We start from the raw sequence: 20,641 nt of genomic DNA on the forward strand, positions 1-20,641 counted from the left end.
GCGTTGGCTTACGGGACCATCCAGCCGAGGACCGGCGTGGACTGCAGCCAGATCAGCAGGGTCATCAGGACAAGCAGGCCAAGGGACCAGCCAATCAGTTTGCGCAGCAGTGTGCCTTCCACCCCGTTGAGGCCCACGGCGGCTGCAGCGATCGCCAGGTTCTGCAGCGAGAGCATCTTGCCCAGTACGCCGGCGGAGGAGTTGGCCGCCGCCATCAGGGTGGGAGAGAGCCCGGTTTCCTCAGCGGCGGCAACCTGCAGCTGGCCGAAGAGGGAGTTCGACGACGTGTCCGAGCCGGTCAGTGCCACGCCGATCCAGCCCAGCAGCGGGGACAGAAGGGCGAAGAACCCGCCGGCCGAGGCCAGCGCAACGCCCAGGGTGGTGGTCTGCCCGGACAGGTTCATCACGAAGGACAGGGCGAGCACTGAACACACGGTGACGATGGTCCAGCGCAGGGTCTTTAGGGTCTCACCGTAGATCCGTACACCCTTGGCCGGTGCAATGCGGTACAGGAGCATCGTCAGAATTCCGGAGATCAGCAGCAGCGTGCCGGTGGCCTTCAGGTGGTCGAAGCGCAGGTTCTGGGCGCCGACGGGATCGCCGGAGGAATTCACCACGTCCAGGCCGGGCCAGTGGAACGTTACGCCGCCCACCTGGGTCAGCCATGCCTTGATGGGCGGGATCTGCGCGAGTGAGAAGACCACAATGATTATCAGGTAGGGAGCTACTGAAAGCCAGACGCTGCGTGCCGGCGGGCGGGTGTTGTCCCGGTCCCGGTCTTCTGCTGCGGCGGGCCCATCTTCTCCGCCGGGCCCGGTGCCCCCTTCGCTCCCGGCGGCACCGCCCGAAGCGCTCCCGTTAGCGGGCTCTGTACTGCCGTCTCCGCCGGTGCGGGTCAGGGTATCTGTTCCTTCCGCGCGCTCCCCCGCCCGTTCTTCGGCTGCTGCCCCGCGTGCCGCAGCGGCGTCGTCGGTCATTGATTCTCCGGACATGCCGATAAGTTCCTTCGGCTGCCAAACCCGCAGCATGGCCAGCACCGCGATCACGGTGGCAACCGCCGCCACCACGTCGGTCAGCTCCACCACAAAGAAGTTCGAGGCCACGAACTGGGCCAGGCCGAACACGATGCCGGCTACCAGCGCAACGGGCCAGGTCTGGCGCACGCCGCGCCGGCCGTCAACCAGGAAGACCAGGATCAGCGGAACCACCAGGGCGATGAACGGGGTCTGCCGGCCGGTCATGGAGGACAGTTCGTGCAGCGGGATGCCGGTGACGCCGTTCAGGGCGATGATCGGAGCGGCCATGGCGCCGAATGCCACCGGGGCCGTGTTGGCCAGCAGCGCCACGATCGCAGACTTCAGCGGTTTCATCCCGGCAGCCATCAGCATGGCCGCTGCAATAGCCACCGGAGCGCCGAACCCGGCCAGCGATTCAAGCAGTGCACCGAAGCAGAACGCGATCAGGATGGACAGGATCCGCAGGTCGTCGGAGATGGAGCGAATGGTGCGTCCCAGCACGTCGAACCACGGCGTGGCGACCGTCAGGTTGTAAATCCACAGTGCATTGATGAGGATCCAGAGGATCGGGAAGATGGCATAGAACGCGCCCAGCGCGGTGGCGGAGAGGGTCTGGTCCAGCGGCATGCCCCAGCCAAAAAGCGCCAGGAGGATGGACAGGACCAGCGAGATAATGCCCGCCTGGTAGGCCTTGAGCCGGAACACACCGAGCATCACGAACAGCAGCAGCAGCGGAAGAGCGGCGAGGATGGCGGAGAGCACCAGCGAGTCGCCAATTGGATCAAGGACCTGTTCGTACTGCGCTGCCGGAATATGCACAAAAACCCCTTTGTTTTTGCCGGGCCGGGTGAATCCGGTCCTGCCCGTTCACAAGTTGGGACGACACTAGGCCCGCGCCTGCGGCCGGTCAACGCTCCGGCCGCCGCTTTCCACCGAAATAGCAGAAAGTGCGCGTTTCAGCGCTGAGACGTGCACTTTCTGCCATCTCGGGGAGTACGGCAGGATATGGTCATGAGTTTTGAAGCGCCGCGCACGGCCGTCATCACGGGAGCCGGGTCAGGGATTGGCCGGGCCACCGCCCGGGAGTTCCTGGCCAGGGGCTGGCAGGTTGTACTCGCCGGACGCCGCGAAGACGCACTGCAGGAAACGGCCGGCGGCGATGCCCGCGCCCTGGTGGTCCGGACGGACGTCACCCGGCCCGACGACGTCGAGCACCTCTTCCGCGAAGCAGCGGACAGGTTCGGCCGTGTGGATGTGCTGTTCAACAATGCCGGCAGCTTCGGCCCTTCGGGCGCGGTGGACCAGATCAGCCTCGCCGGCTGGAACGAGACCATAGCGGTGAACCTGACCGGCACCATGCTGTGCGCTGCGGCTGCATTCCGGCAGATGAAGGAGCAGGACCCGCCGGGCGGCCGGATCATCAACAACGGTTCCCTCTCAGCGATCGCTCCCCGCCCGCTGGCTGCGGCGTACACGGCCACTAAACACGCCGTCACCGGGCTCACCAAGTCCATCGACCTGGACGGCCGAGCGTGGGGAATCAGCTGCGCCCAGATAGACATCGGCAATGCCGCCACTGAGCTGCTTGCCGGGATCACCGGCGGCGGAGCGCTTCAGCCCGACGGCAGCCGCAAGGCGGAGCCCACGTTCCCGGCCGAAGAGGCCGCCCGGACGGTCGTGTTCATGGCTGAGCTGCCGCCGTCGGCCAATCCCGGATCCGTGGTGCTCACCGCTGCCGGGATGCCTTACCTCGGCCGCGGCTAGGACAAACGCCTACCGTGCCGGAGCGGCGTCCTCAATGTCCTCATCTTCGATGCCCAGGATGTCCAGCTTGCCGCTCCTGCGGTCCGCGAGGTATTTCTTCATCTCCCGCTTGATCACCGGCAGCAGCAGGTAGACACCGAGCAGGTTCACGAACGCGCAGATGAACAGCGCAGCATCGGTAAAGGAGATCACCTGGCTGAAGGAGAGAATGCAGCCTGCCACGGTGAAGGTCAGGAAGATGACCTTGTACGTGATTTCCCGTTTCCGGCCCCGTCCGAAAAGGTATTCCCAGGCCTTGAGACCGTAGTAGGACCAGGTGATCAGGGTGGAGTAGGCGAACAGTGCGACGGCGACCGCCAGCACCACCGGGAACCACGGCAGCACGGTGGCGAACGCGTCGGAGGTGAGAATGACGCCGTCGGGAGCACCGCCGCCACCCTGCACCTGGTCGATGCCTGCCTGCAGGCTCGGGGCACCGGCCATGATGATGGCCAGGGCCGTCATGGTGCAGATCAGCACCGTGTCCACGAGCGGTTCGAACATGGCCACGAAGCCTTCACTGACCGGACGGCGGGTCTTGACCGCTGAGTGGGCAATTGCGGCTGAGCCCACACCTGCCTCATTGGAGAACGACGCGCGCTGGAATCCGATGATCATGACGCCGAGGATGCCGCCGGCGAACCCCTCCGGCCGGAAGGCCCCGTCGATGATGGCGCCGAAGGCGGCCGGGACATTCTGGAAGTTCGCGGCGATGACCGCACCGCACGCGAGGATGTAGACCGCTGCCATGGCGGGGACGAGCTTGGAGGTGGTGGCGCCGATGGACTTGATGCCACCCAGGATCACGACGGCTACGAGGACAGCGAAGATAATTCCGAAGACCAGCGCCGCGCCGTCGGATCCCAGGAATCCTTCCTGGCCGCCGGTGGCATTGCGGACCTGCGCGAAAGTCTGGTTGGCCTGGAACATGTTGCCGCCGGCCACACCGAAGAGCAGGATCGCCACCGCGAAGACACCCGTCAGTACTTTGGCAGGCAGTGAACCGAAGCGCTTAAAGGCCACCGGCAGGTACTTGAAGGGTCCGCCGCTGACCGTTCCGTCCTCGTGGACCTGACGGTATTTGACGCCCAGGGTGCATTCGGCGAATTTCGTGGCCATGCCCAGCAGGCCGGCGAGGATCATCCAGAACGTGGCTCCGGGTCCGCCGAGTGCCATGGCCGCGCCAACGCCGGCGATGTTGCCGAGTCCCACCGTTCCGGACAGTGCGGAGGTCAGCGCATGGAAATGCGGTACTTCGCCGGGATCCTGCTTGGTGGAAAATTTGCCGCGGACCACCTCGACTGAGACTTTGAGGCCGCGGAACTGGATGAAGCCGAAATAGCAGGTAATCACGATTCCGGCGATGATCAGCCAGGCGACGACGATGGGGAAACTGAAGTCCCCGACGGTTAGCGGGAAGAAGACGATGTTATTGAACGCCGTCGCGATGGGCTCCATGAATTCGTTCACGGATGTGTCGATCGAGCCCAGGAGGCCCTCCGGCTCCGTCTGCGCAGGCACACTGATGCTTCGGCCCATCTCCACCCCCAGGGAATTAGTCAGCCAGCTGATGATTTGTGCACACAGCTTGCCTTAAGTCCCTCCTGTAACACAACTCACAGTGTGGGGGATGAGTTGTGGGGCCAGGCGGACGCCGCTTAACCCGGATTCGAAGCCCTAAGTTCCACTGCGGTGATCAGCAGATCCAGGGTCGCCCTGAACCCTTCATCCAAGGTGACCCCGGTCAGTGACCCGGCCATTCGGGACAGATGCGGAAAGGCGGCGGGGTCAGCCTGGCGGCAGGCCACTTCCCACGCTTCATGATCGGCTTCCGCTGCGGCGTTTAGCTCCAAACCGGCCCGGAATGCCGTCCAGGCCAGGACGGTGTCCGCCAGCGCGCGGTAGCTGGCCGAAGCTTCCACGTCAGGAAGTCCCGCGTCGATCAGCAGCCCAAGTGCGAGCTCCGCGAATCGCATTTCGCCGGGAAGGCGCGTGATCCGTGCAGCTGCCGCGACGGCAACCTCGGGGTGGTCCAGATAGCCCCTGTGGAGCCGGCAGAGCAGTTCGGTCAGGTCTTCCCGCCAGGCACCGGCCGCCACGAACCCTTCGGCTGCTTCCGCGATAATGCCGTCTGCAACCGCGAGAAGCAGTTCATCCTTGGAGGAGACGTATCGATAGAGGGCTGCCGGATCGACCCCCAGCCGCTTTCCCAGGGACCGGAAAGTCAGTGGCTGCGCCTGTTCCCGTGAGGTCATGTCCACGGCCGCACGGATCACCTGTTCACGGTCCAGCGGCGGTGCGCCCGACTTCGCCGGCCTGCCGCGTCGCTGCCGCGCGGGATCAGCGCTCATCTTGGGGCCCATGGATCCTGAGTCTTGCCGCTAGGCGAACCTGAGTCAATTCCGGGCAGAGGGGCCTCCGGAATGGCCGGCCGCGGGCAGCATGCCACGCGCGGCCGGCCCTGATACCACTAGGTGGAGGGAACCATCCTTTCCGGATCAGAGTCCGGAGCCACTGGGGCGGCGGCCGCTTCCCGGCCAACCCTCAGTGCAATCACAACAATGGCAGCAGCTGTGACCGCACCAAGGACGGCCATAACGACGGCGAGGGCTGAATCGCCGCCCATGTCGAAGATCTGCGTTGCGGCGAGGGGGCCAAGTGCGACGCCAAGGATGTAGACACCGTTGACGGCAACACTGGCAGCACCGTCCCGGGTGAGGATGGCAGCGAGTCCGAACACGAGCGGCAGGCTCATTCCGAAGGCGAAGCCCCATGCCACGAAGACCACCGAGAACAGGGCAGTATCCCCTGCGACGACCATAACCACCTTGCTAACGAGGCTGATGGCCAGGGCAAGAGCCAGCAGGGGGACCCGGCCGGCTTTCTTCTCTGCAATTGGAGTGATCACTGCACCGGCGAGACCGGCGAGGGTGGCAATCGCCAGCAGGTTCATGACCAGCGGGGAGCCCGCCTCACCGAAGCGCAGGACGGCGATCAGCTCGGATAGGCCGATGATGCCGTCATCAGTGATGGACCAGGCGCCAAACGCCACGGCTAGGATCCATGCCAGCTTTCCGGCCTTGCCGGCGGAAACCTCCGCAGCGGGAGCTTCGGCTGCCGCAGGAAGCCACCTGGCAGTGAGCAGGACCAGGATGCCGGGGACGCACATGATCAGCAGAACGGAATTCATGGTTCCACCGATAAGCGGGACCAGGAAATATGCGGCCGCGACGACCAGCCGGTTGAAAATCATCGCCACATTTGCGGAACGGTCTGGATTCTCCGTTGCGGAGATGGAGGCTGACGCCGCACCCAGGACGAGCCCGGAACCAAGTCCGGCGATGAGCAGCAGCGCACCGTAGAAGCCGGACTGTCCCAGCATGATGCCGCCAAGGGAGACCAGCATAAGGACTGCCACCCCGGCCAGGGCAACCGGCGTCCTGCTGTGCCGGCGAACCCAGGGGCGGACCGCCAGGACCGTGGCCGAGTTGATGAGCGTCATGCCGGTGGCCAGGAATCCGGCTGTCGTGAGGTCCACGGAGTAGTCATTGACCAGCCTGGCAATGATCGTGGGAATAAGGTTCGCCGGCAGCAGGGCGTAGGCCCATGCAATGACAACGGAGGATAGTCCCCTGGTGTTTGAGGTACGGGATGCGGTCATGAGCGAACGCCTGTCTTCTGGTAGTGGATAGTGTGCAAAACGCTTTCCGCCGCCCGCCGCCCCGTCGCGACTGCGCCTTCCAATGTTCCGGGGAAATCTGCAGATAGGTCGCCGCCGGCGACGTGGAGGCCGGCGGAGTCCGCAGGCATGCCGGCCAAGGCGTCGTAAAACCCTGCGGGCGGCGCGATCCAGGTGCCCCTGGCCCAGGCATCGGCCTCCCAGTCGTGTGATGTGTGGGCCCGGACCGTGGCTGAGGGAATGTACTCCCGGATCTGTTCCTCGAAGTCGTCCACGGTTGGTTTACCCTCTGCCGCCGGAGCCAGTCCGACGGCGAGCATGCCCCCGTCCTTCAACCGCCGCTCGGTCCTGAAGTAGCCGAAAAGCCCCTCGGAGGCGAACACTCTGCAGTGCTCAACCACCCCATCCAGAACGAACCAGTCCTTTCTGGATGCACCCGGGTGTCCGTCGCGAACGAAGGGCGACACCCCGCCGAGCACCGTGTGATCGAAGTCGATGGTGGCCATGGTGTTCAGCGGCACCGCGAGAATGACCGCTATGGAGGTGAATGCTCCCACGCCGCTTGTGGTAATAAATCCGGTTGCGGTGCGCTCGACCGTGGTGACCGCAGCGTCCAGGTGCAGTGCTGCGCCGGAGGCGCCGAACAGCGCCGCGGCCAGTGCGGCCGTGGTGCCGTGGAGCTGGGCTTTGTAGTGCTCCGGGTCGGCCAGTTCATCAAGGTCAAGCAGCAGGTGGCGGGCGTCGATATCCGTCAGCGGCGCTCCTGCGAGGTACCGCTGCGTGGCGGTCATCCAGTCATGGACCCACGGGTCCAGGCCAGCCCGACCCAACGCGTCCGCCGCGGTCCCGGCAGTCGTTCCCGGCAGCTCCCGGAGGGTCTGCAGCGCCATTTCGAGTCCACGGACTCCGTCCTCGCCAGGTGTGGCCATCGGGGCCACACCGTCCCTGAAGTGGACCAGTGAGGCGGCCGTATCGGGGGAATCGAAGAGTTCCAGCCCGAATTCCTCAACGAGCGCACGGACTTCCCGGAAACCGGGCAGGATCCATGTCCCGCCCAGCTCGATCATCCGTCCGGCTTCCGGCCAGAACCAGCCGAAGGCCCGGCCCCCGATCCGGTCGGACGCTTCGGCGATGTCCACCCGCAGTCCTCCGGAGCGCAGCCGGTGGGCGGCGGCGAGTCCTGCCAGCCCGGCGCCGACAATCAGCACATCGGTGTCGCGCACGGGTATCTGCTGCGTATTCAATGGGCCCCCTGCAGAAGGTCTGTTCCGGGAATTCCGGCGGAGCGGGTCGTGGAAAGACGTCACTTCCGCGGCGGAATTCCCGGGTGAAAGTCAAAACTATTGGACTCATTCTTAGGTTGGGGAAAACCTATAGTCAACGGTGTTGACAAATTACTTGTTTATGACTTCAAATCAATTCCATGACTTTCCGCACCCCGACTGAACCCACCGGACGCGCCATTCTGCTGCATTCCGGGGCGGTGTTTTCAGGAACAGAACTCAGCATCGACGCAACCGCGGTGCTCATCAGCGGGGAAAAAATCCTTGCCGTAGGAACTGACGCCGAGCTCCGTCCGCAGGCCCGGCTGCTGGACGCTGAGGAAATCGACCTTCAGGGCGGACTGGTGACCCCGGGTTTCGTTGATGCCCACGTCCACGCCGTCATGGGCGGAGTGGAACGCAATGCATGCGACCTCACGCAGGCTGAGACCGCAGAAGATACCTTGGGCACCATCAAGCAGTACGCAGATTCGCGGACCGGCGCAGAGCATCCCGCCGACTGGATCATCGGGGCCGGGTGGTACAAGGGCAACTTCCCGCCGGGGGCGGCCACGGCAGAAATCCTTGACGCCGTCACCGGCGAACGGCCGGCCTATCTCATCAATGCCGACCACCATTCAGCCTGGGTCAACACGGCTGCCCTGCGGCTGGCAGGGGTAACGGCGTCCACCCCCGATCCGGAGGACGGCGTCATCGACCGCCTCCCTGACGGTACGCCGCTGGGTATTCTGCACGAAGGTGCCATGGACCTCGTAGGCCGGCATCTGCCCGAGTTCAGCACCCGGCAACTGGCCGAGGGGCTCCTGGTCGGCGGAGAGTACTTGCACTCGGTGGGCGTCACCGGGTGGCAGGAGGCCATCCTCGGAGATTACGCCGGCTACCCCGATGCGTCCGCGGCATACCGGGAACTCCGGGAACTCGACCTGGTTCCGGAGACGGCAACGGGAGCGCTCTGGGTGCCCCGTGACCTTACGGTGGAGACCGTCCCGGAGCTGGTCGAGCAGTTCGTTCTCCGCCGCAAGGAAAATGAGGCCGCGGGGTTTGTTACCCGCGCTGCGAAACTCATGGTGGATGGGGTTCCGGAGAACCGGACCGCGGCGATGCTGGAAAAGTACTGCGAGTGCGAGCGGCTGACCGGCGGATCCAGCAACGCCGGGCCCGATGGCCGCGGCCTTGCCTACCTTGGACGGGAAGTGCTGCTGGCGGTCGGCGTGGCACTGGATGCAGCCGGCTTCGACCTGCACTTCCACGCGATCGGGGACCGTGCAGTCCGCTGGGCGCTGGACACCGTTGCCGCAGTGCGTGCGGCAAATCCTGAGTCGGCGGCCAGGCATCATCTCGCGCACCTGCAGATTGTTCACCCGGAGGATGTGCCGCGTTTTGGGCAGACCGGCACCACGGCCAACCTGCAGGCACTCTGGGCATGCAACGACGCCCAGATGGCAGATCAGACAGTTCCCCTTCTTGGCACCGAGCGGGCTTCCTGGCAGTACCCGTTCCGGTCCATCGAGGCGGCCGGCGGCCGGCTGTGCACGGGCTCCGACTGGCCCGTTTCAACCCCCGACCCGTGGCAGGCAATCCACGTTGCGGTCAACCGCACATACCCGCAGGTCCTGGACGCTGCCGTGGCGCAGAATGCTCCGCTCGAGCCCCGGGAGGCTCTGGAACTGGCATCAGCCCTTGCGGCCTATACGGCGGGATCAGCCTGGCAGCTGCATCTGGACTCCGGTCGCGGGCGAATCGAGGCAGGAGCGGTGGCGGATCTGGCCGTTGCGGACCGAAACCCCTTTGACGCGGTGTCGGCCGGACATTCGGACCAAATCTGTGAGACCCGGAATGTGCTTACGTTTCTCTCAGGGCGCGTCGTTTACGACGGCCGCTGACTAGGATCCCCGGGAGTCGCGGGTTTCCTTGTCGTTGGCCTTCTGGATGGCCTCAACCAGCTGGTCCTTGGTCATTTTGGACCGGCCGGTAATGTCCAGCCTGGACGCCACGTCGTACAGGTGATCCTTGGAGGCATTGGCATCCACTCCCCCGGCGGTCTTCGCCTTGGAGCGCCTGCCCTCTTCAGCCCTCTTGTCCGAGGGTCCCTTGGATTCCTTGGGTTCCCAGTGGTCGCCGACCTTTTCATAGGTGTGCTTCAGTGACGCATAGGCCGTCTGGGCGGCGCGCTGCTCGTCGCCGTATTCCTTCAGGGCTGAGTCGTAGGTCTTTGCGAAGGTTTTCCGTGCCTTCTTTTCTGAGCGCTGAAGTGTCGAGGGCAACTCACTCTTTTTCACCTTGCCGGTCTTGGTTGTCTTCGGCATTCTCAGTCATCCCCCTCCGGCTGGAGCGTGGAGGCTTCCGTCTCCTGAACCGCCCCCATAACGTCCTGGACTTCGGCACTGTCCGTGTCATCCGCCATCGGTTCGGGCTGGCGCCATTCCTGCGCATGGTCCGGGGCTGCGTTGCGGGTGAGGTTCTGCGTTTCGTGCTTCATTTCCTCATCCATGCGGCGCCCGTGGGTGCTGTTTCCGCGTTCGGCCATGATGCGTTCCCTCCGGTCGGCGACTTACTAAGCGTCCTTACTGTCTACCATCCGGGAGGGTGCGCCTCAACCCGCTGAACTCAACACTCCACGACGTTCACGGCGAGGCCGCCCATGGCGGTTTCCTTGTACTTCGAACTCATGTCCCGTCCGGTTTCCCGCATGGTCACAATGACCTCGTCCAGCGACACCCGGTGCTCGCCGTCGCCCCACAGGGCCATCTTGGCGGCGTTGACCGCTTTGCCGGCGCCAATGGCGTTCCGCTCGATGCACGGGACCTGCACCAGCCCGCCGATCGGATCGCAGGTGAGCCCCAGGTTGTGTTCCATCGCGATTTCCGCGGCGTTTTCCACCTGTTCGGGCGAGCCGCCCAGGATTTCGGCCAGGCCTGCGGCGGCCATGGACGACGCCGATCCCACCTCGCCCTGGCAGCCCACCTCCGCACCGGAAATCGAGGCCTGCTCCTTGTAAAGCACCCCGATCGCTCCGGCGGCAAGCAGGAAACGCACTACGGCGTCGTCCTTCTGCTCCGGGGTGGCCGTGTCCATGCCGGGGCCGTAATGGGTGGCGTAGAAGAGCACAGCGGGGATGATGCCGGCTGCACCGTTGGTCGGCGCAGTGACCACGCGGCCGCCGGACGCGTTTTCCTCGTTCACGGCCAGCGCTACGAGGTTCACCCATTCCTGCCAGAACCGCGGGTCCCGGTTCGGGTCCTCTTCACGCAGCCGGGTATGCCACTGGGGTGCCCGCCGGCGCACTTTCAGCCCGCCGGGCAGCAGGCCGGAGCGGGAGATGGCTGAATCCTTGCACTGGTCCATCACGTCGCGGATGTGCAGCAGGCCGGCGCGGATTTCCTCCTCGGAACGGGACACCAGCTCGTTCGCCAGCATCACCTGGCTGATGGACAGCGCGTTGGAGGTGCAGTGTTCCAGCAGCTGGACTGCGGTGCGGAAGGGATACGGCAGGGACTGTTTGGACGCCTCGAGCTCGACGGCGGCAGTCTCCTCTTCGCCGTCGCGCACTATGAACCCGCCGCCCACACTGAAGAACGTGGCTTCACGAAGCACCTGGCCGTCCGCGCCGCTGACGGCGAAACGGATGCCGTTGGTATGGCGGGGAAGGACAGTGAGCGGGTGCAGCACCATGTCCGCGATCCCGTATTCAAGGACGACGCCGGTGCCGGGCTTCAGCTGGCTGCCCAGCTCGATCTTGCCGCTGGCTTCGATCTCCGCGAGCCGGTCCTCCATCTGGTCCGGGAGGATCTCTTCCGGGGCGAAGCCTTCAAGTCCCAGCAGGACGGCAGGAAACGTGCCGTGCCCGCGGCCGGTCGCCGCGAGGGACCCGTAAAGGTCCACGCGGAGACCGGCCACGGAGGCAAGGACACCGGCGTCGGCGAGCTCCGCGGCGAAGGCCGCGCCTGCCCGCATCGGCCCCACGGTGTGGGAGCTAGAGGGGCCGATGCCTACGGTGAAGAGGTCGAATACTCCTACAGCCATGCGGTGTCCTTTGGTTCGCGCGTCTCAGGCGCGGGCGGGTGCTCCGGCCAGGTCGGCGACCTGCGGGTAGAGCGGGTGGGCCGCGGCCAGGGCGTGGACGCGGTCCTTGAGTGCGCTGAGATCCTTGCCGTCGGCAATGAGGGCCAGGGCGATGATGTCAGCGACTTCCCGGAACGCCTCCTCGCCGAAGCCGCGGGTGGCCAGTGCCGGGGTGCCGATGCGAAGACCCGAGGTGACCATCGGAGGCCGCGGATCGAACGGCACGGCGTTGCGGTTGACCGTGATGTCGATCTGCGCCAAGCGGTCCTCGGCCTGCTGGCCGTCCAGTTCCGCGTTGCGCAGGTCCACCAGGACCAGGTGCACGTCGGTGCCTCCGGAAACCACGGAGATTCCCTTGGCGGCGACGTCGTCGGAGAGCAGCCGCTCGGCGAGGATCCGTGAACCGGCCAGGGTGCGTTCCTGGCGTTCGCGGAACTCGGGCGTGGCTGCGATCTTCAGGGCGGTCGCCTTGCCGGCGATCACGTGCTCAAGAGGCCCGCCCTGCTGGCCGGGGAACACCGCGGAGTTGATCTTCTTGGCGATGTCTGCGTCGTTGGAGAGGATGATGCCGCCGCGCGGACCCGCCAGGGTCTTGTGCGTCGTGGAGGTCACCACGTGGGCGTGCGGAACCGGGCTGGGGTGCAGTCCGGCCGCGACCAGTCCGGCGAAGTGCGCCATGTCCACCATGAGGTAGGCACCCACCTCGTCGGCGATCGCGCGGAACGCCTCGAAGTCCAGCTGGCGGGCGTACGCGGACCAGCCGGCGACGATCAGCTTCGGCTTGTGCTCCCGGGCCAGGCGCGCGACGTCGTCCATGTTCACGGTGTGGGTGGTTTCGTCCACGCCGTAGGGAACGATGTTGTAGAGCCGGCCGGAGAAGTTGATCTTCATGCCGTGCGTCAGGTGGCCGCCGTCGGCCAGGGAAAGCCCCAGCACGGTGTCACCCGGACGGATCAGCGCGTGCATGACCGAGGCGTTGGCCTGCGCACCGGAGTGCGGCTGCACGTTGGCGAAGTCCGCACCGAACAGTGCCTTGGCGCGGTCGATTGCCAGCTGCTCAATGACATCCACGAACTCGCAGCCGCCGTAGTAGCGGCGTCCGGGGTAGCCCTCGGCGTACTTGTTGGTCAGCACGGAGCCCTGGGCCTCCATGATGGCCACCGCGGTGTGGTTCTCCGAGGCGATCATCTCCAGGCCGTCCTGCTGGCGGCGCCGCTCGTTGTCGATCTGCTCGGCAACCTCGGGATCGATCTCCGCGAGGTGGGAGTTCAGGAAATCGGTCACAGCTCGCCGCCGTTCTTCTCTGCGTAGTCGGCAGCGCTCAGCAGCTCACCCTCCTCCGTGACCTCAACGGTGAACAGCCAGCCGGCGCCGTACGGGTCTTCGTTCAGGATGGCCGGGTTGTCCACGGCTTCCTGGTTGATCTCCACGATGGTGCCGGAAACCGGGGCGTACAGGTCCGAGACGGACTTGGTGGATTCAACCTCGCCGCAGGTCTCGCCTGCAGTGACGGAATCGCCGACGGCGGGAAGGTCGACGTACACAACGTCGCCCAGGGCGTCAGCGGCGACGGCCGAGATGCCGACCTTCACGGGGCTGGAAGCGTCTACCCACTCGTGTTCGGCGGAGTAGCGCAGGGACGGATCAACTTTGCTCATTGGGATGTGCCTTTCGGGAGCTTGGAGTCGTTGGTTCGAGTGTAGATCGGGCGGCGGAGGCGAAGCGCTTCGCCGCCCCTTAGACACCTCGCTCGTTCCTCGCTCGGCGATGCGGGGCTACGCGAAACGCTCCGCCCCCGCCGGGTTTGGCCCAAACTGGTGCCCGTAATTCCAGAAAAATGCTGCTGCCCCCATCGAGAGGCCAGTTACGGCTCGTTTCAGGGCTCAGAAGAGCCGTAACTGGCCTCTCGGCGGGAGGTGCGAGTTACTTGCCCCGCTTGTAGAACGGGAGGGAGACGACTGTGAAGGGTTCAGGCTTGCCGCGGAGGTCGACGTCGAGCTCGGTGCCGGGTTCAGCGTAGGCGGCATCGACGTAGGCCAGGGCAACCGGGTAGCCGAGGGTGGGGCTGGGAGCGCCGGAGGTGACTTCACCGATGGTGTTCCCGTCCTTGAGGACCGGGTAGTGGGAACGGGCGGACCGCCGGCCGGAGCCCTTCAGGCCCACCAGCTTGCGGGACGGACCCTGTTCCTTCCTGGCGGTGAGGGCTTCGCGGCCCACAAAGTCGCCCTCCTTGGAAAGTGCGACAACGCCGCCCAGTCCGGCTGCGTACGGATCCACGTCGAGGGAGAGCTCGTTGCCGTACAGCGGCATGCCGGCCTCCAGGCGCAGCGAATCGCGGCAGGCCAGTCCGGCCGGTACCAGTCCGCGGCCTTCACCGGCGGCGAGCAGTGCCTGCCAGAGGGCAGCGGCGTCGTCATTCGGCACGTAGATCTCGAAGCCGTCTTCGCCGGTGTAGCCGGTGCGGGCCACCAGGAGCGAATGCGAGCTGCCCCCCACGGTCAGCTCAACACGCGCCGCAGCGTAGTACTTCATGCCGGTAACCAGATCCCGCTGGCCGGCGGGCACCAGTTCCAGCAGGATTGCCTCGGCCTCAGGACCCTGCACGGCCACCAGGGAGGTGTCCGCCGTCTTGTCCTCCACAACGACGTCGAACCCTTCCGCCCGCGCAGCCAGCTCGGCTGCCACTGCGGCGGCGTTGCCGGCGTTGGGGACCACCAGGTAGGACTCCTCATCCAGCCGGTAGCTGATCAGGTCGTCGATGATCCCGCCCTCGGCATTGGTGATCAGCGAGTACTTGGCCCGGCCGACGGCCACGGCGGAGAGCTTGCCGGTCAGCGCGTAGTCCAGGAACGCGGCAGCCTGCGGCCCGGTGACCTCGACTTCGCCCATGTGGGAGAGGTCGAACAGGCCGGCTGCCTTGCGCACGGCGTGATGCTCGGCCAGCTCGGAGCTGTACTTCAGCGGCATCTGCCAGCCGCCGAAGTCGGTGAAGGAGGCACCCAGGCGTTTGTGCTCCTCGTACAGTGCGGTGTACTGCTCAGTCATTGCGGCTGTCCCCTTAGTTTTCGAAGTCTTCGATCGGCGGGCAGGAGCACACCAGGTTGCGGTCTCCCGCGGCGCCGTCAATGCGGCCCACCGGCGGGAAGTACTTGTCCATGCGCAGGCTCTTCAGCGGGAAGACGGCCTGTTCGCGCGGGTACGGACGGTTCCATTCGTTGCCGGCGGCGACGGCGGCGGTGTGCGGTGCGTTGCGCAGGGGGCTTTCCTCCACGGAGAAGTCCCCGGCAGCCACCTGGTCGATCTCGCCGCGGATGGCGATCATCGCGTCGATGAACCGGTCAATCTCGCCCTGGTCCTCGGACTCGGTGGGCTCCACCATCAGGGTGCCCGCCACCGGGAAGGACAGGGTCGGGGCGTGGAAGCCGTAGTCCACCAGCCGCTTGGCCACGTCCTCGGCGGTGACGCCGGTCTTGGCGGTCAGCTCGCGCAGGTCCAGGATGCACTCGTGCGCCACCAGGCCGCCCTTGCCCGTGTAGAGCACCGGGAAGTAGTCGTTCAGCCGCGCTGCCACGTAGTTCGCGGCCAGCAGGGCGCTCTTGGTCGCGGCGGTGAGGCCTTCGCCGCCCATCAGCCGGACGTAGGCCCAGGAGATTGGCAGCACGCCGGCCGAGCCGAAGCGGGAAGCAGAGATCGGGATGTCGTCCCCGCCGTCCCAGGCTGCGGCATTGCCGGGCATAAACGGCGCCAGGTGCGCCTTGGCTGCAACCGGTCCGACGCCGGGGCCGCCGCCGCCGTGCGGGATGCAGAAAGTCTTGTGCAGGTTCAGGTGGGAGACGTCGCCGCCGAACTCACCGGGCTGGGCCAGGCCCACCAGGGCATTGAGGTTGGCGCCGTCGATGTAGACCTGGCCGCCTGCCTCGTGCACGGCTTCGCAGACGTCGCGGACGTCGTCGTCGTACACGCCGTGGGTGGAGGGGTACGTGATCATGATGGCGGCGAGGTTCTCGCGGTGCGCGTCGATCTTGGCGCGCAGGTCTGCGTGGTCGATCGCGCCGTCGCCGGCGGTGCCAACAACGACGACCTTCATGCCGGCCAGCACGGCGGAAGCCGCGTTGGTACCGTGCGCCGAGGCAGGGATCAGGCAAATGTTGCGCTGCTCGTCGCCGCGGGAGTGGTGGTAGCCGCGGATCGCCAGCAGGCCGGCGAGTTCGCCCTGGGAGCCGGCGTTGGGCTGGATGGAAACCTGGTCGTACCCGGTGATGGTGGCCAGCTGTGCTTCCAGGTCGGAGATCAGTTCACGCCAGCCCTCGGTCTGGGAATCCGGGGCGAACGGGTGGATGGAGGCGAATTCCGGCCAGGTCATGGCCTGCATCTCGGCCGTGGCGTTGAGCTTCATGGTGCAGGAGCCCAGCGGGATCATGGTGCGGTCCAGGGCCAGGTCCCGGTCCGAGAGGCGGCGCAGGTAACGCAGCATCTGGGTCTCGGAGCGGTAGGAGGAGAACACCGGATGAGTCATGTAATCAGAGGTGCGCAGCAGCTCAGCGGGCAGTTCGAACCCGGCAGGCTCGGCAACCGGCTTCGCGCCGAAGGCGGCGGCGACGTCAGCAATCACGGCGTCAGTAGTTGTTTCATCAGCGGAAACACCCACGGTGTCCGCGTCAACCAGGCGCAGGTTGATGCCCTTGGCCTCGGCGGCGGCCACCACCTCGGCGGCGCGGCCGGGAACGCGGGCGGTGACGGTGTCGAAGAAGATGTCCGAAACCAGCTCGATTCCGGCGTTCGAGAGAGCCGCGGCCAGCGCGCGGGCATGGCCGTTGGCGCGCAGCGCGATCGCTTTCAGGCCTTCGGGGCCGTGGTAGACGGCATACATCGAGGCAACGATGGCCAGCAGTGCCTGGGCGGTGCAGATGTTGGACGTCGCCTTCTCGCGGCGGATGTGCTGCTCGCGGGTCTGCAGTGCCAGGCGGTAGGCAGGTGTGCCGGCGGAGTCCTTGGACACGCCGACCAGGCGGCCGGGGAGCGAGCGCTCCAGTCCCTTGCGCACAGCCATGTAGGCGGCGTGCGGGCCGCCGAAGAACAGCGGAACACCAAAGCGCTGCACGGAGCCGACGGCGATATCCGCGCCCTGCTCACCGGGAGGGGTCAGCAGGGTCAGGGCCAGCAGGTCGGCAGCCACGGTCACCAGCGCGCCGCGTTCCTTGGCCTCTGCGATGATCCCGGAGAGGTCCCGGACGGCACCGGAGACGCCGGGCTGCTGGAGCACGACGCCGGTGATCTCGCCGTCGGGCAGGCCGGCGGCCAGGTCAGCCACCTCGACGTCGAACCCCAGGGCCTGGGCGCGGCCGCGGACGATCGCGATCGTCTGGGGCAGCGCATCGGCGTCGAGCACGATCTTGCCCTCGGACTTGGCCTTGTTGGAGCGGCGCATCAGCAGGACTGCTTCGGCGACGGCCGTGGCTTCATCGAGCAGCGAAGCGTTGGCCACGGGCAGTGCCGTGAGGTCCTGGACCATGGTCTGGAAGTTCAGCAGCGCTTCGAGCCGGCCCTGGGAGATTTCCGGCTGGTACGGGGTGTAGGCGGTGTACCAGGCGGGATCTTCCACGACGTTGCGCAGGATCACCGGCGGGGTGTGGGTATCGAAGTAACCCTGGCCGATCATCTGCACGGCAGTCTTGTTCTTCGCAGCGATGCGGCGCAGTTCGGCGACGGCTTCCTGTTCGCTGCGGGGTGCACTGAGCACCAGCGGGGCATCCTGGCGGATGGCGGCGGGGACGGCAGCGTCCACCAGGTTTTCCAGAGTGTCATAGCCGACGGCCTTGAGCATGGCGTCGGTTTCGGTTGCGCGCGCGCCAATATGGCGGTCAACGAAGGCTGCGGTGGACGGGACTGCTGTCATAAGGAGCTCCAAGAGGCGGGCGAGGGTACGCCGATACGACGACTGGCTCCTCCCCGCTCTGTATTGGACCTGAGAGATTCCGCGGGTGTGATCCGCTTGCACCGTCGGTGAGGAACCGGCACGCCGGTCCTGCTTTCCAGAGTTGCCTCGCCATGGCGGTACAGGGGCCTGAGAGATTCCCGGGGAGGGTTTGCTCCTACGGCGCCCGCGTCTTCATCGATGCGCGGGACTCTCCCGCCACGGCTGGTAAAGGCATATTCAATTGTGGCTGCACCCTGACTTTAGCCCGACCGGGAGCCCCCTTCAAGGTATGACGCGGACCGCATGGAGCAGCCGCGGGGCGGCGGCGGATGCCCTGGGGACCGTACCCCAAATTGACATGGCCGCGGGGTCTGCAGAAACTGAAACAATCGGCGGTCACGCCACAGTTCATGAGGCTTCATTGAATATCTGCGCATATTGGTGTCGGCAGCGTGTCTTGGCGGCGGCGTGCTGACTCGGCGCCAACGAGAAAGAACCCCATGCCAGGTAGCTCCATCCCCGCCTCAGCCACGGACAATCCAGCTGCGGTAACAAGTTCCAAGGACCCGGGCCTCGCGCGTTCGATGTCCAGCCGCCACATCCAGCTCCTCGCCATCGGCGGAGCGATCGGCACCGGCCTCTTTATGGGTTCGGGAAAGACCATTTCCGTGGCCGGCCCCTCAGTCATCTTCGTCTACATGATCATCGGCTTCATGCTGTACTTCGTGATGCGGGCGATGGGCGAGCTGCTGCTTTCCAACCTGCGCTACAAATCCTTCAGCGACTTCGCCGCGGACCTGCTGGGCCCCTGGGCCGGTTTCTTCACCGGCTGGACCTACTGGTTCTGCTGGGTGGTCACGGGCATTGCCGACGTAGTGGCAATCGCCCACTACGTCACCTTCTGGTGGGCTGAGATTCCGCTCTGGATTCCGGCACTGGCCTGCATCGTGCTGCTGGTGGCGCTGAACCTGCCCTCCGTGAAGGCCTTCGGCGAGACCGAGTTCTGGTTCGCCCTGATCAAGATCATCGCCATCCTGACGCTGATCGTGGTGGGCCTGGTCCTGATCCTCACCCGCTTCGATTCGGGCAACGGCGCCACCGCCGGGTTCGAGAACCTGTGGGAAAACGGGGGCTTCTTCCCCACCGGCCCGATGGGCTTCGTGGCCGGTTTCCAGATTGCCGTCTTCGCGTTTGTCGGCATTGAACTGGTAGGCACCGCCGCCGCGGAAACCAAGGACCCGGAGAAAAACCTGCCCAAGGCCATCAACTCCATTCCCCTGCGCATCATGCTCTTCTACGTAGGCGCCCTGGTGGTGCTGATGGCCGTGATTCCCTGGACACGGTTCAATGCGGAGGAAAGTCCGTTTGTGGGCATGTTCGCCCTGGCCGGACTGGGCATTGCGGCCGCCGTCGTCAATTTCGTGGTGCTGACTTCCGCTGCCTCGTCCGCGAACTCGGGCATCTACTCCACCTCGCGGATGGTGTTTGGCCTGGCGCACGACGGCGATGCCCCCCAGGCGTTCGGCCGGCTGTCCCGCCGCCAGGTTCCCCGCAACGCCCTGTTCTTCTCCTGCACGTTCCTGCTCGCCGGCGTGGTGCTGCTCTACGCCGGCGACTCGGTGAGCGAAGCGTTTACCCTGGTCACCACCATTTCGGCGCTCTGCTTTATGTTCGTGTGGACCATCATCCTGTTCAGCTACCTCACGTACCGGCGCCGCCGTCCGCAGCTGCACCGGGAATCGAAGTTCAAGCTGCCCGGCGGCCGGGTGATGGTCTACGTGGTGCTGGCGTTCTTCGTGTTCATCGTCTGGGCGCTGACCACCCAGCCGGACACCCTGATGGCACTGCTCGTCACACCCATCTGGTTCGCCCTGCTGGGCGGCGCCTACGCAATGCTGCGCCGCACGCCGCTGCACCAGGCACGGGTAGCCGAGTACAAGGCCATGGCAGAGGCCGAGCGGAAGGCCGTGAAGCAGCTCAGCCGCGCGTGAATTTGAGGTAGCGGCGGGCCGAATCCTGCACGATCCGGTCTGCCCCGCGGGGCAGGATGTAGTCCCACCACGCCCCGTACAGGCGCTCGTAGGAGAGCGGTGCCAGCAGTTCGGCCGCCGCTTCCACCACGTCCGGGCGTTCCGGAATCAGGTTGGGATAGCTGTACATAAAGGCAACGTGGCTGAAGTCGGGGATCACCTGGATGATGTCTCCGCTGAACAGGGCCCCGAGTCCGTCCGGGTCGTCTTCCCAGTGCATCACCGTGCCGCCCGGAAAGTGGATGCCGGGACGGTAGAGCACCAGCCCTTCGGCCAGTTCCAGGCGGTCGCCGTCCCAGAACCGCAGGGCCGGGTCGCTGCGTCCCACCCACTCCCGGTCGGCGCTGTGCAGGTAGACCGGCACACCGAATTCGCGCGCCCAGTCCACCATGGTGGCGTAGTAGTGCGGGTGGCTGATGGCGATGGCGGTCAGGCCGCCTTCGGCATTGACAAGATCGATGAGCTCCTCGTCGAGATAGGGCACGCAGTCCCAGAGAACGTTCCCGTCCGTGGCCTTCACCAGCAGGGCACGCTGCCCAATGGCGAACTTGGGTTCGGAACCGATTCCCAGCACGCCCGGCCCCTGCGGATGGACGCTGGCACGACGGGCACCCGAACGCAGCCGGGAGAGCGAGGTCCAGGCCTGGCCGGACAGCGGGACGTACTGCCGCTCGTCCAGGCACACCGGGCAGTCCGCGCGGGGTTCCCCGTACTGGGTTCCGCACGTGACACAGATCGGATAGTTGTTCGGAGGCAGCGCCTCCCGGTAGTGCTGCACCATGGTCATATACCCGTCCGTCACCAGGAAAGGCCGAAGTGCGGTTTAGGCTACCGTGCCCGGAGGTGGGGCA

General features: G+C 65.8%; 16 protein-coding genes and 1 riboswitch. Of the genes, 3 read left to right on the forward strand and 13 right to left on the reverse strand.

Annotation, left to right across the window (positions count from 1 at the left end):
- Window positions 1–8 precede the first annotated feature (8 nt).
- Window positions 9–1,835, reverse strand: coding sequence for an L-lactate permease (locus NGB94_RS00115; protein ID WP_325788172.1), 1,827 nt, complete (start codon window positions 1,833–1,835; stop codon window positions 9–11).
- Between the two features lie 192 nt (window positions 1,836–2,027).
- Here NGB94_RS00115 and NGB94_RS00120 point away from each other — a divergent pair, with 192 nt between their 5' ends.
- On the forward strand, window positions 2,028–2,780 hold the full coding sequence (locus NGB94_RS00120; RefSeq protein ID WP_325788173.1) for an SDR family oxidoreductase: 753 nt from the start codon (window positions 2,028–2,030) through the stop codon (window positions 2,778–2,780).
- A 9-nt stretch (window positions 2,781–2,789) separates the two neighbouring features.
- On the opposite strand, the gene NGB94_RS00125 is transcribed toward NGB94_RS00120, so the two are convergent.
- The 4 genes from NGB94_RS00125 to NGB94_RS00140 form a co-directional block, all read right to left on the reverse strand.
- Window positions 2,790–4,277 carry an alanine/glycine:cation symporter family protein gene (locus NGB94_RS00125; RefSeq protein WP_418910589.1) on the reverse strand — a complete coding sequence of 496 codons (1,488 nt, stop codon included), beginning with the start codon at window positions 4,275–4,277 and terminating at the stop codon, window positions 2,790–2,792.
- A 200-nt stretch (window positions 4,278–4,477) separates the two neighbouring features.
- Complete coding sequence (locus tag NGB94_RS00130) at window positions 4,478–5,170, reverse strand: TetR/AcrR family transcriptional regulator (protein ID WP_325788176.1); 693 nt, start codon at window positions 5,168–5,170, stop codon at window positions 4,478–4,480.
- A gap of 119 nt (window positions 5,171–5,289) precedes the next feature.
- Complete coding sequence (locus NGB94_RS00135; protein WP_325788177.1) at window positions 5,290–6,480, reverse strand: MFS transporter; 1,191 nt, start codon at window positions 6,478–6,480, stop codon at window positions 5,290–5,292.
- Complete coding sequence (locus tag NGB94_RS00140) at window positions 6,477–7,742, reverse strand: flavin monoamine oxidase family protein (protein WP_325788179.1); 1,266 nt, start codon at window positions 7,740–7,742, stop codon at window positions 6,477–6,479. The genes NGB94_RS00135 and NGB94_RS00140 overlap by 4 nt, the downstream gene beginning before the upstream one ends.
- A gap of 179 nt (window positions 7,743–7,921) precedes the next feature.
- Between NGB94_RS00140 and NGB94_RS00145 the strand changes: the two genes are divergently transcribed.
- Entirely contained in the window at window positions 7,922–9,664 is a 1,743-nt protein-coding gene (locus NGB94_RS00145) for an amidohydrolase (RefSeq protein WP_325788180.1), read from the forward strand.
- Here the strand turns inward: NGB94_RS00145 and NGB94_RS00150 are convergent, their stop codons facing one another.
- The 7 genes from NGB94_RS00150 to gcvP all read right to left on the reverse strand — a co-directional run bounded on the left by NGB94_RS00150 (window position 9,665) and on the right by gcvP (window position 17,739).
- Window positions 9,665–10,087 (reverse strand): ChaB family protein, encoded by a 423-nt coding sequence (locus tag NGB94_RS00150; protein ID WP_325788182.1) that lies wholly within the window; start codon window positions 10,085–10,087, stop codon window positions 9,665–9,667.
- Between the two features lie 2 nt (window positions 10,088–10,089).
- Window positions 10,090–10,308 (reverse strand): hypothetical protein, encoded by a 219-nt coding sequence (locus NGB94_RS00155; protein ID WP_325788184.1) that lies wholly within the window; start codon window positions 10,306–10,308, stop codon window positions 10,090–10,092.
- Between the two features lie 80 nt (window positions 10,309–10,388).
- Window positions 10,389–11,804, reverse strand: a complete 1,416-nt coding sequence (locus NGB94_RS00160) for an L-serine ammonia-lyase (protein WP_325788186.1) — start codon at window positions 11,802–11,804, stop codon at window positions 10,389–10,391.
- A gap of 24 nt (window positions 11,805–11,828) precedes the next feature.
- Window positions 11,829–13,127, reverse strand: a complete 1,299-nt coding sequence (gene glyA / locus NGB94_RS00165) for a serine hydroxymethyltransferase (RefSeq protein ID WP_325788188.1) — start codon at window positions 13,125–13,127, stop codon at window positions 11,829–11,831.
- A complete protein-coding gene (gene gcvH, locus NGB94_RS00170) occupies window positions 13,124–13,501 on the reverse strand; it encodes a glycine cleavage system protein GcvH (RefSeq protein WP_325788190.1) in 378 nt (125 codons plus the stop codon). The genes glyA and gcvH overlap by 4 nt, the downstream gene beginning before the upstream one ends.
- 265 nt (window positions 13,502–13,766) lie before the next feature.
- Complete coding sequence (gene gcvT, locus NGB94_RS00175; protein WP_325788192.1) at window positions 13,767–14,888, reverse strand: glycine cleavage system aminomethyltransferase GcvT; 1,122 nt, start codon at window positions 14,886–14,888, stop codon at window positions 13,767–13,769.
- A gap of 13 nt (window positions 14,889–14,901) precedes the next feature.
- Window positions 14,902–17,739, reverse strand: a complete 2,838-nt coding sequence (gcvP, locus tag NGB94_RS00180; protein WP_325788194.1) for an aminomethyl-transferring glycine dehydrogenase — start codon at window positions 17,737–17,739, stop codon at window positions 14,902–14,904.
- 146 nt (window positions 17,740–17,885) lie between these two features.
- Window positions 17,886–17,986, reverse strand: a riboswitch (glycine riboswitch).
- A 274-nt stretch (window positions 17,987–18,260) separates the two neighbouring features.
- Between gcvP and cycA the strand changes: the two genes are divergently transcribed.
- On the forward strand, window positions 18,261–19,751 hold the full coding sequence (cycA, locus tag NGB94_RS00185) for a D-serine/D-alanine/glycine transporter (protein WP_325788196.1): 1,491 nt from the start codon (window positions 18,261–18,263) through the stop codon (window positions 19,749–19,751).
- On the opposite strand, the gene NGB94_RS00190 is transcribed toward cycA, so the two are convergent.
- Window positions 19,738–20,592 carry an MBL fold metallo-hydrolase gene (locus NGB94_RS00190; RefSeq protein ID WP_325788197.1) on the reverse strand — a complete coding sequence of 285 codons (855 nt, stop codon included), beginning with the start codon at window positions 20,590–20,592 and terminating at the stop codon, window positions 19,738–19,740. The genes cycA and NGB94_RS00190 overlap by 14 nt on opposite strands.
- Window positions 20,593–20,641 lie beyond the last annotated feature (49 nt).

It is taken from the genome of Arthrobacter koreensis (assembly GCF_035792275.1).
In the GTDB taxonomy this organism is placed as follows: domain Bacteria; phylum Actinomycetota; class Actinomycetes; order Actinomycetales; family Micrococcaceae; genus Arthrobacter_B; species Arthrobacter_B koreensis_A.